Genomic DNA, 14332 nt, shown 5'->3' with positions numbered 1-14332 from the left:
TGTTCTCGCCGGACCTAGGTACCCGGCAGGGTCCAGCCGCCAACACCGTCGGTCTGAACACGACGGATCGGGCCGGTGGTCTCTTCCTCCGACGCGGTGCCCACGGGGACGATCGGGCCCGTGGTCTCCTCGCGGCTGGCCTCGACCGACAGGCCGCCGGGCGGGGTCGTGGGCGGGTTCCCCGACGTGTCCGCGGCCGGGACGGGGTGTTCGGTCGAGGGCAGCGCGGGCAGACCGAACTGCGCGTTCGCCCCGAACTGCGGCGCGGGCGAGCCGAACGACGGCTCCGCGCCGAACTGCTGCCCGGAGCCCAGCAGGTGGCCGGGGACGAACGGCTGGTCGGCGAACGACGGTCGACCGGAGCCGAACGGCGCACCGTCGCCGGACGGGAGGGGCTGCTCCTGGACCGGAGAGGGTTCCGGTACCGGGAGCTGGGGCAGCGCCAGGTCGGGCGGCAGCGGCTGGCCGGGGATGAACGGCAAGCCGGACTCACCCGGTGCCGGAGCACCGGTCGGCTGGTCCGGGATCAGCGGAAACGCGGGCGGTGTCTGGTCCTGCGTGGACGGGAGGCCCGGCTGCGGCTCGTCCTGGCCGAGCGGCACTGCGGGCGTCGGCTGGTCACCGTCCACGGTCGACCAGTCCTCAGTGGCCAGGTCGGCGGCCTGGAACTGTTCCTCGTCCTCGCGGCGACCGGTCTCGTAGGCGACCAGGGCCTCGGCCAGCAGGTCGGCCAGGCTCAGGTCACTCGGCTTGCGGCGGCTGCTCGGGCGGCCGTTCGACGGCTTCGCGGGCGTGTCCTCCACCGGAGCGGGCGAACCGACGGCCTCGGTCGCCGCGGCGGGGTCGGCCTCGACGCCCGGTCCTGCCGTTTCGCCCGGGCCCTGCTCCGACGGTACGGCAACTGCGGACGAGAACCCGGCGGAGCGCGGGGTCCGGGCCGTGTGCGCGTCGGGATGGAGCTGGACGGGAGCCGTCGGCAGGTCGGCGAGGTCGTCGTCGACGTCGGCAGCGCTCAGGAACGTGTTCGTCAGCAAGTCCGGCTCGGAGGGCCGCGGGACCTCGTCCGGCACGGGGACGGACGGCACCGGGTCCGGGACGGGCGGCACCGGCTCCGGCTCGTGCTCCGGGGTGGGGCGGGGCTGGGGGGGGTCCGGCGGCTCGGCGGGCTCCGGGTGTGGGATCGAGGACGTCGACCAGTCGGGCTTGGCGGACTGCGAGCGCGCCGCGAGGTCACCGAGGTCGAGGGAGCTGAAGTCGAGTTCCGGCAGCGTGAGCTCGGGCAGCTTCAGGTCCGGCAGGCTCAAATCCGGCAGGTCCAGGTCCGGCTCAGCAGGTTCGGGAGCCGGGGGAGGTGTCGGCTCGGCCGCCGGGAAGCCTGATGCCGGGGTGAAGAGCGGATAGGCCGGGTCGTCGACGTGCGGGCCGAAGTCGGGAGCGGCCGGCGGGCGGGAGAAGGCCGCCGCCAGGCCGGGGCGGGCGGTGCGGTCCGGCTGGTCGGGGTCGCCGAAGAGGTTCGGGCCGGTGGTCTCCGGAGGGCCTGACGGCTCATCGGAGGCCGCCTGCGAAGGCAGACTCGTGGAGAGGTCCGCGAAGAACGACTGAGACGTACCGGGGTCCGCGGCGTCCGCGGAGTAGCCGGGAACGCGCTCGTCGCGCAGCCGGTCCGGGGGGTCGACGCGCCACGACGGGGCGTCCGCCTCGGACTCGACCGGCGCGGAACGGGTGGCGTCGGGGGCACGGCGGCGACCACCGGCGCGCAGGCCCTGCGCCTTGAGCTTGTCGAGGACGCTCTCCTCCTGCGAGGAGGGCACGAACGGCGGCTGCGCGAACGGCGACCTGGTGCGCAGGGTGGCCTGGCGGTCGGGGTCCGCGACGCCGCCCCCGGAGGCCGCGCCGTCCGGAGATGCGGTGTCCGGATAAGCGGTGTCGCCACCGGCGGTGTCGCTGTCGGCGGCCGCGCGAGCAGCACCCTTGAGAGCGGCTTCCTGGCCCGCACTCTCCTGGTGCGAACCCTGGTGAAGGGCCGCTTCCCGGCGCGCTGCCTCCTGCCGCGCTGCCTCCTGCCGCGGTATCTCCTGCCGCGCTGCCTCCTGCCGCGGTATCTCCTGCCGCGCAGCCTCGTGACGAGCGGACTCGTGCCGCACCGCCTCCTGCCGGGCCGCCTCCTGCCTTGCTGCCTCGTGGCGCGCAGCCTCCTGCCGTGCGGCCTCCTCGCGTTCCGCGGAGGCGCGGAGGGCTTCCTGACGCGCGGCTTCTTCGCGCACGGCCTCTTGACGCGCAGCCTCCTGGCGCGCTGCTTCCAGGCGGGCGGCCTCCTGCCGAGCCGCTTCCACGCGGGCGGCCTGGGCTCGGGCAGCTTCGACGCGGGCAGCCTCACGGGCGGCGACCTCGCGAGCGGCCTCCTGAAGCGCCGCCTCCTGGCGAGCCGCCTCCTGGCGAGCCGCCTCCTGCCGGGCCGCCTCTTGGCGAGCGGCTTCCTCCCGCGCGGCTTCCTGACGGGCCGCCTCCTGACGGACTGCCTCCTGACGGGCCGCCTCCTGCCGGGCGGCTTCCTCCCGAGCAGCTTGCTGGCGGGCCGCCTCTTGCCGCGCGGCTTCCCGGCGCTGGGCCTCCCGGCGAGCGGCCTCTTGGCGGGCAGCCTCCTGGCGGGCGGCCTCCTCGGCGGCCTGGCGGGCCTCGCGTTCGACCTTGGCGCGCTCCTCGGCGCGCGCCGCGCGTTCTGCCTCGATCTGGCGGCGGGCCTCGCGCTGCAACTCCATGAGCTGCTGCTCGACCTTGCGCTTGCGCTCCTGGTCGGCGCTCAGCTGCGGCTCGGCCGGCGCGGGATTCGCCGACGGGGCATCCTCGGGCGACGCGGGGATGACGGGGATGACCTCGGTGGCGGCAGCAGGTGTGTCCTCGATCTCGCCGGCGGCAACGCGGGCGGCACGGCGGCGGCCGCTGACCATGGCGCCGGCCGAGGCGATGAGACCGGACGCGGGAACCGTGCGCTCGGAGACGGGTGGCGGCTCGACCGGGTCCGGCGTCTTGTCGCCGGGCTCGCCGAAGGGCTGGACCAAGCGCCAGCGATCGGCGGCGTGTGCTCGTGCCGCGGACAAACCCTCCACGGTCATGTCTTCGGCAGCCCGGCGTGCCCGCTTGACCTTCAGGCCGTCCGCCTTGCGGACCTGGACCGGGCGCCACTGCCGGAGCTGCTGCTTCAGGGCGGCGGGCAGGAGGCCGTCGGCGGGCCTGGTCATGCCCTCGATCGGGCGGAGCAGGTCCGCGAGCTGCCGGTGCAGGTCGGCGGGCTGGCGGTGGACGCCGGAGAACTCGGCGGCGAACCGGGCGCGCACGGCGTAGACGGCGCGGGCACGGCGGCGTTCCGCGGCGTGGGCGGAACGGAGGTTGGTGAGCGCGTCGGCGAGGTCACCGGCCACCTCGTGCACGTGCGCCAGCGCCAGCAGGCTCTCGGCGAGCACCGTGTCGAGCTGGTGGCGTTCGGCGCTGGTCGCGGCGTCGCGCAGCATGTCGCGGGCCACGGCGACCCGGCCGGCGGGCAGGTGCACCCGCGTGGCGAGGGCCAGGCGGAGCCAGCCTGCGGTGGAGGCGCCCGGTGCGCGCACCGGGCGGTCGAGCAGTGGGGCGCCGACCTCGGTCGCGTCGAGCATGCGGTTCGCGTCCATCAACGCGAGCGCCAGCTCCAGCGTCAGCCGGCCGTGCGCCTGGCCGCTGTCCGCTGACTGGTCGGCGAGCCGGCTCAGCAGGTCGAGGCCTTCGCGTGCGGCACCGATGGCGGCGGCGATGTCGCCCCACCGGCGGTGCTGCGCGGCCTGCACGGCGCGGATGAGACCGCGCAGCACCAGCCGCATGTCCTCGTCGAGCTCGGTGTCGGCGACGTAGAGCTGGTCGGCCTCGGCGAGCGCGCGGGTCGGCTCGTCGCCGCGGCCGACGGTGACCAGGCACTCGCTGGCCTGCACGAGAGCGGACGCCCGCAGCTCCGCGGGCACGTCCGCCGCCTCCAGGACGGGCATGACGGCTGCGAACCCGGTCAGCGGCGCGCCCACGGCACGCGCGCACGCCGCCAGCTCGACCCGCAGCAGCCACGCCGTCTCTTGGTCCCCGGCGGCCTCGGCCGCCTTCAGCGCGTCGAGTGCCCGGTCGGCGACCCGGACGCCGCGGCCCACGCGGTTGCCCGCGAAGACCACGAGCGCCTCGGCCCGCAACCGCTCGGCGTCGTCCTGACGAGCGGAGGTGAGCGCCAGCACGCGCTCACCCAGCACCAGAGCGAGCTCCGGTGCCCGCCAACGCAGCCGCCAGGCGGGCACGGCCAGCGTGCTCACCTCGACGTTCGCCTGCGTCTCGCCCCTCGCCGCCACGACGTCGCCGTTGCCCTCTCAGTCCCGTGTCAATTTGCGGTAGGTGACGCGGTGCGGCCTCGCGGCGTCGGCACCCAGGCGCTCGAGCTTGTTCTTCTCGTACCCCTCGAAGTTGCCCTCGAACCAGTACCACTTCGACGGGTCCTCGTCCGTGCCCTCCCACGCGAGGATGTGCGTGGCGACGCGGTCGAGGAACCACCGGTCGTGGGAGATGACCACGGCGCAGCCGGGGAACTGCTCAAGCGCGTTCTCCAGCGAGCCCAGGGTCTCGACGTCCAGGTCGTTCGTCGGCTCGTCCAGCAGGATCAGGTTGCCGCCGAGCTTGAGCGTGAGCGCGAGGTTCAGGCGGTTGCGCTCACCGCCGGACAGCACACCCGCGGGCTTCTGCTGGTCAGGACCCTTGAAGCCGAAGGCGCTGACGTACGCGCGGGACGGCATCTCGACGTTGCCGACGTGGATGTAGTCGAGCCCACCGGACACGACCTCCCACACGTTCTTCTTCGGGTCGATGCCGCCGCGGTTCTGGTCGACGTAGGACAGCAGGACCGTCTCGCCGACCTTCACGGTGCCGGCGTCCGGCTCCTCGAGACCGACGATGGTCTTGAACAGCGTCGTCTTGCCGACGCCGTTCGGACCGATGACGCCGACGATGCCGTTGCGCGGCAACGTGAACGACAGGTCGTTGATCAGGACCCGGTCGCCGAAGCCCTTCTTCAGCTTGTCGACCTCGACCACGACGCTGCCCAGTCGCGGGCCCGGCGGGATCTGGATCTCCTCGAAGTCGAGCTTGCGGGTCTTCTCCGCCTCGGCCGCCATCTCCTCGTAGCGGTCGAGACGCGCCTTGGACTTGGCCTGGCGGGCCTTGGCGCCGGAGCGCACCCACTCCAGCTCGTCCTTGAGGCGCTTCTGCAGCTTCTGGTCCTTCTTGCCCTGGACCGCGAGCCGCTCGGCCTTCTTCTCCAGGTAGGTGGAGTAGTTGCCCTCGTACGGGTGGGTCCGGCCGCGGTCGATCTCGAGGATCCACTCGGCCAGGTTGTCCAGGAAGTACCGGTCGTGGGTCACGGCGAGCACGGCGCCGGCGTACTGCGCGAGGTGCTGCTCCAGCCACAGGACGCTCTCCGCGTCCAGGTGGTTGGTGGGCTCGTCGAGCAGCAGCAGGTCGGGCTTGCTCAGCAGCAGCTTGCACAGCGCGACGCGGCGGCGCTCACCACCGGAGAGCTTGGTGACGTCGGCGTCCGGGGGCGGGCAGCGCAGGGCGTCCATCGCCTGTTCCAGCTGGGAGTCGAGGTCCCACGCGTCGGCGTGGTCGAGCTCCTCCTGGAGCTTGCCCATCTCCTCCATCAGCTCGTCGGAGTAGTCGGTCGCCATCAGCTCGGCGATCTCGTTGAAGCGGTCGAGCTTCACCTTGATCTCGCCCAGGCCCTCCTGGACGTTGCCGAGGACGGTCTTCTCCTCGTTGAGCGGCGGCTCCTGCTGGAGGATGCCCACGGTGTAGCCGGGCGACAGGTACGCCTCGCCGTTGTTGGGCGTGTCCAACCCCGCCATGATCTTGAGCACGCTCGACTTGCCGGCGCCGTTGGGACCGACCACACCGATCTTCGCGCCGGGGTAGAACATGATCGTGACGTCATCGAGGATGACCTTGTCACCGTGCGCCTTGCGCACCTTTTTCATGGTGTAGATGAACTCGGCCATGGCGGCGATCGTAGAGCGGTGCCCGGAGGCCGTTGACCTCGGTCGCCGACAAGCAGGTGTCCAGGTCCGGATCGAGCGGCACGCGAGACGGTGACCAGCTCATTCCATTCGAACGTGAACGACCCTCGGCGATCGGTCCTCGTCGGCCCGATCTACGAGCTTCCCTCCTTCTCGGATCGCAGTGCGTACATCATCTCCGGCGGTGCCGCCGGATCGTGCGGGTTCCCGAACTCCGGTACGAGTTGCCCCGATCGGCGCAAGATCAGAACGGTGCGGTCGCCACGGCCGGGTTCCCCGCGAGATCTTCGCTCACTCGCGGTTCTACAACCGTGGCGGCGCCCAGGGACTGGACCCGGCTGAGGTCGAGCCCGATGGTGCTCGCGTCCACGTTCAGCACGGTCTTCTTCTGGTCGTCCTTCTCGTAGACCCGTGTCCGGAGCCGGCCCTGGACCACCACGGGATCGCCCTTGCCGACCGCGGTGCGCACGGTGTCGGCGAGCTTGCGCCAGCACGTGACCCCGAGCGTCAGGGTCTCGCCGTCCTCCCAGTCGCCGATCGCGGTGTTGTACCGGCGCTCGGTCGAGGCGATGCGGAAGAAGGCGTTGCTCCTGCCGTCCTCGCCGACGCGGTGGCTGACGTCGCCGACCACGGTGCCAACAACGGTGATCACGGTGGAATTCCAGGCCATGGGACTCGCCTCCAGGTCGAGGGGTTGCGGGTCCAGGTTGCTCCGGCGGCGGGGCGGGGTGGTGGCGTGGACGGGGATCTGTGGACTACTCGCGGGTTGTGGACAGGTCGGGATCTTGAACCGCCTCGGACCGGGGAATTGTCGGCCCCGTGTGCTAGTGCGCCACTCGACCCGCGCGAGTGAGTGAGTGCCCACTCATTGACATGAGTGAGTACTCACTCATACAGTGGCGGACGTGCCAGAGGAACCACGCCGCCGCCGCGCCCCGGCGATGAGCCCGGAAGACCGCCGCGAAGCGATCGTCCAGGCGACGCTGCCGCTCGTCGTCAAGGCCGGCGCGAACGTCACCACCAGCCAGATCGCCGCCGCGGCCGGGATCGCGGAGGGCACGGTGTTCCGCGTCTTCAGGGACAAGGCGGAGCTGCTGGACGCGTGCGTCCAGCGCGCGTTGCACTCCGACGAGGAGGTCGCCCGGCTCGCGGCGATCCCGGCGGACGCACCGCTGGAGGAACGCCTGACCGCGGGGGTCGCCACGTTCAGCGGCTACCTGGACCGCATGTGGGGCCTCATCGGCACGTTGCGCGAGACGGGTTACCGACCGCACGACGAAGACCACAAGAAGCACAAGGGACCGCCCATCGGCATGCAGCAGCTGTCGGACGCGGTCGCGGAGCTCTTCGGCGACGCGGATCTGCGCGTCAGCCCCGACCTCGCCGGGCGGATGCTGCTCGGCGCCGTCTTCACCAACCGCATGGGCGCGGGCTTCGGCGAGACAGAAGCCGAACCCGCCGCCATCGTCGAGCTCTTCCTGCACGGCGCGCTCAAAGGGGGAACACATGAGTGAGCTCATGATCGAGGCCCACGAGGTCAGCAAGAGGTTCGGTGACGTGACCGCGCTCGACGGCGTGAGCGTCACCGCCAGGAAGGGCACCGTGCTGGGCCTGCTCGGCCACAACGGCGCCGGCAAGACCACGCTGGTCAACATCCTCACGACCATGCTGCCGCCCACCGGTGGCGACGCGCGGGTCGCCGGCTTCGACGTCGTCAAGCAGGGCCACGAGGTGCGCAGCCGGATCGGCCTCACCGGCCAGTTCGCCGCCGTCGACGAACAGCTGAGCGGCCACGACAACCTCGTGCTGATCGCACGCCTGCTCGGTGCCAGCGGACGGCAGGCCCACCAGCGCGCGGACGAGCTGCTGGAGCAGTTCGACCTCACCGACGCAGCCAGGCGCAACGCCAAGACCTACTCCGGCGGCATGCGGCGCCGCCTCGACCTGGCCGCGTCGCTGGTCGGCCGCCCCGAGGTGCTGTTCCTGGACGAGCCGACCACCGGTCTCGACCCGGCCAGCCGCCTCGCGATGTGGGAGATCGTCGAGAAGCTCGTCGCGGACGGCACGACCGTGCTGCTCACGACGCAGTACCTGGACGAGGCCGACCGGCTCGCCCACTCGATCACCGTGCTGTCCCACGGCAAGGTCGTCGCGTCCGGCACGTCCGCGGAGCTCAAGGCCCAGGTCGGCCAGCGCACGGTGACCGTGACGCTCGACTCGGCGTCCGATGTGGACACCGCGGTGCGGGCGATCACCTCGGTCGGCCTCCACCCGGTCGCAGAAGGTCTCACGCTCACCACTCCCGTCAGTGCTTCACGCGACCTTGCGACGGTCGTGCGCGCGTTGGACGACAACGGCTTGGAGGCACACGAGATCGGCCTCAAAGAGCCCACTTTGGACGACGTCTACCTCACGCTCGCCGCGAACTAGGGGGAAATCATGGCGACATTGACCTGGCACGGCAGCAGCTACCCGACACAGGTTCTCGTGCTGACCGGCCGTTCGCTGCGCGCACTGCTGCGCACGCCCGCGCTGGTGTTCTTCAGCATCCTGCAGCCGTTGATCATGCTGACGCTGTTCAGCCAGATCTTCAGCAGCATCACCTCGACGGCGAACTTCCCGCCGGGCATGAGCTACATCAACTTCCTGCTGCCCGCGATCCTCGTGAACACCGCGATGCAGTCCTCTCTCGCGTCCGGCATCGGGCTCGTGCAGGACATGTCGAACGGTGTGCTCGCACGGTTCCGTTCGCTGCCCATCAGGCCCAGCACGGTTCTGTTGGCACGCAACCTCTCCGATGCCGTGCGGACAGCGTTCCAGCTCGTGCTGATGATCGCGTTCGGCGTGCTGGTGTTCGGGTTCCGGCCCGACGGCGGTGTGCTCGGCACGCTCGCGGCGCTGGGGCTCGCCCTGGTCGTGGGATGGGCGCTGAGCTGGGTGTTCATCGCGATCGCGGCGTGGGTGCGCAAGGCCGAGCTGATGCAGACCGTCGGCTTCCTCGCGATGTTCCCGCTGATGTTCGCGTCCAGCGCGTTCGTGCCGATCAACGGCCTGCCGGGCTGGTTGCAGGCGGTCGCCAAGGTCAACCCGCTGACCTACGCGGTCGACGCCGCCCGCAGCCTCGCACTCGCCCACCCCGTCACGGGCGTGGCCGGCGCACTGGTCACGAGCGGCGTGATCGCCGCCATCGGGGCGTTCTTCGCGGTCCGCGGCTTCCGCAGGCCGTTGTCGCTCTAGTCCTTCCCGGACATCTTCCGCAGCATCGCGTTGTAGGCCTCGAGGTCGGCGTCGCCATCGGCGTCGGCCTTGCGGTCCAACCGCTTCGCGTCCCGGCCGTCCTGCCGGGCCCACTGCGTGAGCAGGGCCACCATCACCACCAGCAACGGCAGCTCCCCCGCCGCCCACGCGATGCCGCCGCCGAGCCGCTGGTCCTCCAGCAGGTCCTGCACCCACGGCAGCGCCAGCCCGCGGTAGAACTGCTCGCCGATGACGTTCTGCGAGCTCATCAGCACGACGCCGAAGAACGCGTGGAACGGGATCGACGCGAACAACAGGCCCAGCCGTCCCAGCGGCGGCAGCTTGTTCGGTGACGGGTCCACGCCGATCACGGGCCAGTAGAAGACGTAGCCGGCGAGGATGAAGTGGGCGTTCATGGCGAGGTGCGCCCAGTGGAACGGCAGCGCGGCCTCGAACAGCCCCGAGAAGTACAGCGCGTAGAACGAGCCGACGAACAACGCCAGCGCCACGAACGGGTTCGTGAGCAGACGTGCGACCGGTGAGTGCACGAACGCCAGGACCCACTCCCGCGGCCCCGGCACCTCCTTGCTCACCGGCAGGGCGCGCAACGCGAGCGTCACCGGGCCGCCCAGGACGAACAGGATCGGCGTGAGCATGGACAGCACCATGTGCGCTTCCATGTGCACGCTGAACATCGCGGGCGAATAGCGGCCCATGCCCGACGACGTCGCGAACAGCAGCGAGAAGCACCCGCACAGCCACGCGGCGGTGCGCCCGACCGGCCACTTGTCGCCGCGCTTGGTGAGCCGGCGCACGCCCAGCACGTAGAGCACGGCGAGGATGACCGCGACCGTGCCGAAGATGAGGTCGAACCGCCAGTCGAACAAGATCCGCGCCAGGGTCGGCGGCCCGTCGAGCTCGTAGCCGATGGCGATCTCGGTGCGGCTGGGCAGCGCGACGCTGCCGGTGGGCGGAGGTGTCCTGGCGAGCGCGACGGCGAGCCCGATCGTGAACATCATCAGCAGGACCTCGACGCCCGCGAGCTTCAGCAGCGCCGAGGGCCGGCCGTCGACCACGCCCTTCACGCCGCGTTCGCGCTGGAAGTACCCGAACACGCCGAGCACCACCAGGCAGGCGATCTTGCCGAGCGTCAGCCAGCCGTAGGTGGAGGTCACGAGGTCGCCGGGCGTGATCCTGACCAGCGCGTTCACCACGCCGGAGACGGCCAGGACGATCCAGCAGACCAGCGCCAGCTTCGAGAAGCGGGACGCGGCCAGCGGCAGGTGCGCACCGCCACGGCGCCCGTGTGCGAGCAATGCGATCAGACCGCCCACCCACAGCACCACGGCGACGAGGTGCCACAACAGGCTGTTGGTGGCCATGTCGTGCGAACCACCCGACGACGAGTGGCCGGTGACCGCGACCGGCACCAGCGCGAAGATCGCCACGAACAGCAGGACCGCGGTCCAGCCCCACGACAGCACCAGCCGGCAGCCGAGCGCGAGCAGCGCCACGACGATCGCCGTCAGCGCCCACGCCTTCGACTGCTCCAGCAACATCGACGTGTCGATCATCTGGGTGACCGTGAACGACGACACCGGCCGGTCGATGGCCGAGGCAGTGGTGAACGGCACAGACAGCACCGCGCCGACCAACCAGACCAGGGACGCCCATCCGGCCGTGCGCAACGCCGCGTACCCGTCGGCCGCGAGGTTCCCGGACTGCTGCGGTGGCACGAGGAACGCCGCCAGCAGCAACGAGCCAATGGTCACGACCGCACCCACCTCGGTGAGGACGCGCACGACGAGCAGACCGGCCGGCGGGTTGGGCGAGAGCGCGCTCAGCGCGACGGCGACGAGCGCCGCCACCGCGAAGCCGATGACGACGAGTGGGATCAGACCTGTTCTGGTCGAGCGCTCGATAGCCACGGCCTGGAGCCTACGCACCCTCTAGTGTTGCCCTGTGTGAGCCGTTCTCCCCTCCTGCTGGTGGTCGCGTTCGTCCTGGCCGGCTGCTCGTACAGCGTCCAGGGCGATCCCGTGGCCGCACCGTTGCCGCCCGGCCCCGCCGTGGCGACACCGCGCAAGACGGCGAACGTCGACCCGTGCACGCTCATCGGCGACGACGACCTGAAGTCGATCGGCACGCCCAAGTACAAGCCGAGCCCGCAGAACGACAAGATCCCCCACTCGTGCCTGTTCGTCCTGAACGAGGACGCCCAGGTGATGGTGGCGGTGCCGTACCGGTCGTTCGACGAGTCGAAGAGCCGGCAGACGAAGGGCTCCGAGGTCCAGACGCTCAAGCACGCCACGTGGCTGTCCTGCGGCCAGGAGGGCGAGAACATGGTGTGCACGGCCACGATCGCGGTGTCGCGCAACGAGTCGTTGCTGGTCGCGATCAGCAAGAAGGCCTCGACCGGCACGCAGGCGACGAAGCTGCTGGAGCCGGTCGCCCAGACCGCCCTCAAACGCCTGCCGGCTGCCTCGTAGCCCGTTTCGCGAGCCAGGTCGCCGGGATGATGAGCGCGGTGACCAGCGCCACGAACCCGAGCGACAGCACGAGCGAGCTCACGTGCGCGAGCCCGCCCACGATCGGCGGCCCGGCGAGGAACCCGGTGTAGGCGATCGTGGTCACCAGCCCCAGCTCGCGTTCCCCGCCACTGCCGTCCGCGCGCTTGCCCGCTTCGCCCGCCAGGTCCATGACCACCGGGAACGAGAACGCGAGCCCCAGCCCGGCCAGCCCGAACCCGGCGTAACCCGCGGCCGGGACCGGCACGAGGACGGTGAGCGCCAGCCCTGTCGCGGCCAGCCCGCCACCGGCGGCCAGCAGGCGGTGCGGCCCGAGCTTCCGCTGCACCGGCTCACCGAACCACCGTGCGAGCGCCATCGTGACCGAGAATCCCGCATAGGCGTACGCCGCCGCCGCGTCACCCATGCCGCGCTCACGCACCATGAACAACGCCGACCAGTCCGCTGTCGCCCCTTCCGCGATGGCACTGCACAACGCCACGGCCGCCAACAACCATAAGACAGGGCTCTTGAGGACGCTGGCACGTTCGGTGGCCTCTTGCCTATGCCGCTCCCCCACTCCTCCAGGAATGCTCTTCGCCACAATCGCCGTGACGATCAGGCCGATGAGCGCCGCAACCAGGAAGTGCCTCATGGGCGTCCACTGCGCTTGAGCGGCGGCAGCACTGCCCAACGACCCGATGAGGCCGCCGACGCTGAAGCCGGCGTGGAACTGCGGCATCAACGGCCGCCGCAGGTCGCGGACGACCGTGACGGCGGCGATGTTCATCGACACGTCCATCGCGGCGACGCTCGCGCCCAACGCGACCAGGCTCAGCCCCATCTGCAACGGCGACTGCGACAGCGCCAGCACCGGTAGAAGGAGCGGACAGAGGAGGGTGCTCGCTATCAGCACCCCTCGCGACCCGTAGACGGCACAGATCCGGGCCGCCACGGGCGCGGTGAACGCCAGCCCGGCGCTCGCACCGAGCAACGCGAGCCCGAGGACGCCCTCGTCTGCACCGACCTGGCCGGCGAGTGCGGGCACGCGGGAGGCCCAAGTGCCGAAGACGGCGCCGTTCAGCAGGAAGACGACGAACGTGACGAGCCGTGGGGACATGTCCCCCAGCATGACTGAAGCGCTTCAGAGTCGCCAACTCCCTTCTTACGCCTCCTCGCCTACGATGCTGTCCGTGGACTCCGACCGCCGCCGCAGGCCGACGCTGGACACCGTCGCCGCCGCGGTCGGGGTATCGCGGGCAACGGTGTCGAACGCGTACAACCGCCCCGACCAACTCTCGTCGTCGTTGCGCGAACGCATCCTCGAGACGGCGCGCTCTCTGGGTTATGCAGGCCCAGACCCCGTTGCACGCTCTCTGGCCACACGGTCGTCAGCCGCCGTGGGCTTCATGCTGCCGCAGGGCCTCCGTGGGGCGTTCACGGATCCAGCGCTGTCCATCGTGCTCGACGGCCTCGCACAGACCGTGGACGGCCACGACCACAGCCTCGTCCTCATGCCCGGCGACACCACAGGCGGACCACGCCCCTCAATCGTGACGCGCGCGCAAGCGGACGTGATGGTCGCCTACTCACTTCCCGACTCCGCACCGGCACTGGACGCCGTGGCCGCCCGCGGCCTGCCGCTCGTGGTGATCGACCAGCCCGAGCTGCCCGACTCCGCACGCGTCGAGGTCCAGGACCACCGGGGCACCTCGCTCGCGGCGGAACACCTGCTGTCCCTGGGCCACACCCGCTTCGGCGTGCTGATGTTCGCGCTTCACCCGGACGGCGCATCCGGCCCGGTCTCCGCTGACCGCCGATCGGCCGTGCCGTTCCGCGTGAGCCGCGACCGCCTGGCCGGCTACCTGGACACTTTGGCAAAAGCCGGGGTGCAACCGGACAATGTTCCGGTGTGGGAGGCGCGCGGCAGTGATCGCGAGCTCGGACGTCTCGGCGCGCGGTGGCTGCTCACCCGCACGCCCCGGCCGAGCGCTTTGCTGTGCGCTTCGGACCAACTGGCGTTCGGCGCACTCCGGGCCGCCCGCGACCTAGGCCTTTCGGTGCCCTCCGACGTGTCGATCGCAGGCTTCGACGACGTCCCCGAGGCGGCCTACAGCGACCCACCGCTGACCACGGTGCGTCAACCCCTGGCCGACAAGGGCCGCCGAGCCGGCGAACTGGCCCTGGAACTGCTGGCCGGCAGCAGACCGCCCCAGCCGACGAGACTCGACGTTTCCCTCGTGGAGAGAGCCTCAACGGCCCCCAGAACGTGATTCGCGTCACGTTTACCCCGTTTCCGCCACCCGTTTGGCCGTAGGGCGGAAACGGACGATCGACTCCGGACGATGTGTCCGGTGGGGGCAGCGGGCGACCACGCATCGTGGCCGCTCCCGCACCCCTCCAGCCTCTGTAGCTCAGTGGAGAGAGCGAGGGACTTCTAATCCCGAGGTCGCAGGTTCGAATCCTGCCAGGGGCGCTCGTGTTGAGGGGTGAGGTGGATCCGCGCAGTGCGCGGAT

Annotated in this window: 10 protein-coding genes and 1 tRNA gene; 6 read left to right on the top strand and 5 right to left on the bottom strand. The window is 71.0% G+C overall.

The window, feature by feature from the left end; all coding sequences use genetic code 11:
- Positions 1–14: 14 nt before the first annotated feature.
- From ACZ7CD_RS31395 to ACZ7CD_RS31385, 3 genes are all read right to left on the bottom strand, one after another.
- Positions 15–4358 (bottom strand): hypothetical protein, encoded by a 4344-nt coding sequence (locus ACZ7CD_RS31395; protein WP_470380309.1) that lies wholly within the window; start codon positions 4356–4358, stop codon positions 15–17.
- Between the two features lie 18 nt (positions 4359–4376).
- Positions 4377–6053: an energy-dependent translational throttle protein EttA gene (gene ettA / locus ACZ7CD_RS31390; protein ID WP_360401898.1), complete on the bottom strand. Its 1677-nt coding sequence runs from the start codon at positions 6051–6053 to the stop codon at positions 4377–4379.
- Positions 6054–6315: 262 nt separating this feature from the next.
- Positions 6316–6723, bottom strand: coding sequence for a single-stranded DNA-binding protein (locus ACZ7CD_RS31385; protein WP_360401895.1), 408 nt, complete (start codon positions 6721–6723; stop codon positions 6316–6318).
- 253 nt (positions 6724–6976) lie between these two features.
- Between ACZ7CD_RS31385 and ACZ7CD_RS31380 the strand changes: the two genes are divergently transcribed.
- The 3 genes from ACZ7CD_RS31380 to ACZ7CD_RS31370 are packed head-to-tail and all read left to right on the top strand — an operon-like array spanning position 6977 to position 9308.
- On the top strand, positions 6977–7585 hold the full coding sequence (locus ACZ7CD_RS31380) for a TetR/AcrR family transcriptional regulator (protein ID WP_458433970.1): 609 nt from the start codon (positions 6977–6979) through the stop codon (positions 7583–7585).
- The gene (locus ACZ7CD_RS31375) at positions 7578–8501 is read left to right on the top strand and encodes an ATP-binding cassette domain-containing protein (RefSeq protein ID WP_470380308.1); all 924 of its coding nucleotides are present in this window, start codon (positions 7578–7580) and stop codon (positions 8499–8501) included. The genes ACZ7CD_RS31380 and ACZ7CD_RS31375 overlap by 8 nt, the downstream gene beginning before the upstream one ends.
- 9 nt (positions 8502–8510) lie before the next feature.
- The gene (locus tag ACZ7CD_RS31370; protein ID WP_458433972.1) at positions 8511–9308 is read left to right on the top strand and encodes an ABC transporter permease; all 798 of its coding nucleotides are present in this window, start codon (positions 8511–8513) and stop codon (positions 9306–9308) included.
- On the opposite strand, the gene ACZ7CD_RS31365 is transcribed toward ACZ7CD_RS31370, so the two are convergent.
- Positions 9305–11236, bottom strand: coding sequence for a bifunctional copper resistance protein CopD/cytochrome c oxidase assembly protein (locus ACZ7CD_RS31365; RefSeq protein ID WP_470376338.1), 1932 nt, complete (start codon positions 11234–11236; stop codon positions 9305–9307). The two genes, ACZ7CD_RS31370 and ACZ7CD_RS31365, sit on opposite strands and share 4 nt — an antisense overlap.
- Positions 11237–11272: 36 nt before the next feature.
- Here ACZ7CD_RS31365 and ACZ7CD_RS31360 point away from each other — a divergent pair, with 36 nt between their 5' ends.
- Entirely contained in the window at positions 11273–11797 is a 525-nt protein-coding gene (locus tag ACZ7CD_RS31360) for a DUF3558 family protein (protein ID WP_470380307.1), read from the top strand.
- Here the strand turns inward: ACZ7CD_RS31360 and ACZ7CD_RS31355 are convergent.
- Positions 11772–12935 (bottom strand): MFS transporter, encoded by a 1164-nt coding sequence (locus ACZ7CD_RS31355; protein ID WP_470380306.1) that lies wholly within the window; start codon positions 12933–12935, stop codon positions 11772–11774. The two genes, ACZ7CD_RS31360 and ACZ7CD_RS31355, sit on opposite strands and share 26 nt — an antisense overlap.
- 73 nt (positions 12936–13008) lie before the next feature.
- On the opposite strand from ACZ7CD_RS31355, the gene ACZ7CD_RS31350 reads away from it, so the two are divergent.
- Complete coding sequence (locus ACZ7CD_RS31350) at positions 13009–14088, top strand: LacI family DNA-binding transcriptional regulator (protein WP_470380305.1); 1080 nt, start codon at positions 13009–13011, stop codon at positions 14086–14088.
- A 130-nt stretch (positions 14089–14218) separates the two neighbouring features.
- A tRNA-Arg gene (locus ACZ7CD_RS31345) sits at positions 14219–14291 on the top strand.
- The last annotated feature ends 41 nt before the right edge of the window (positions 14292–14332 follow it).

This window comes from Lentzea sp. NPDC036949 (assembly GCF_055608075.1).
Note: the sequence above shows the minus strand (reverse complement) of the source record. Positions and strands in the feature narration are given on the sequence as shown.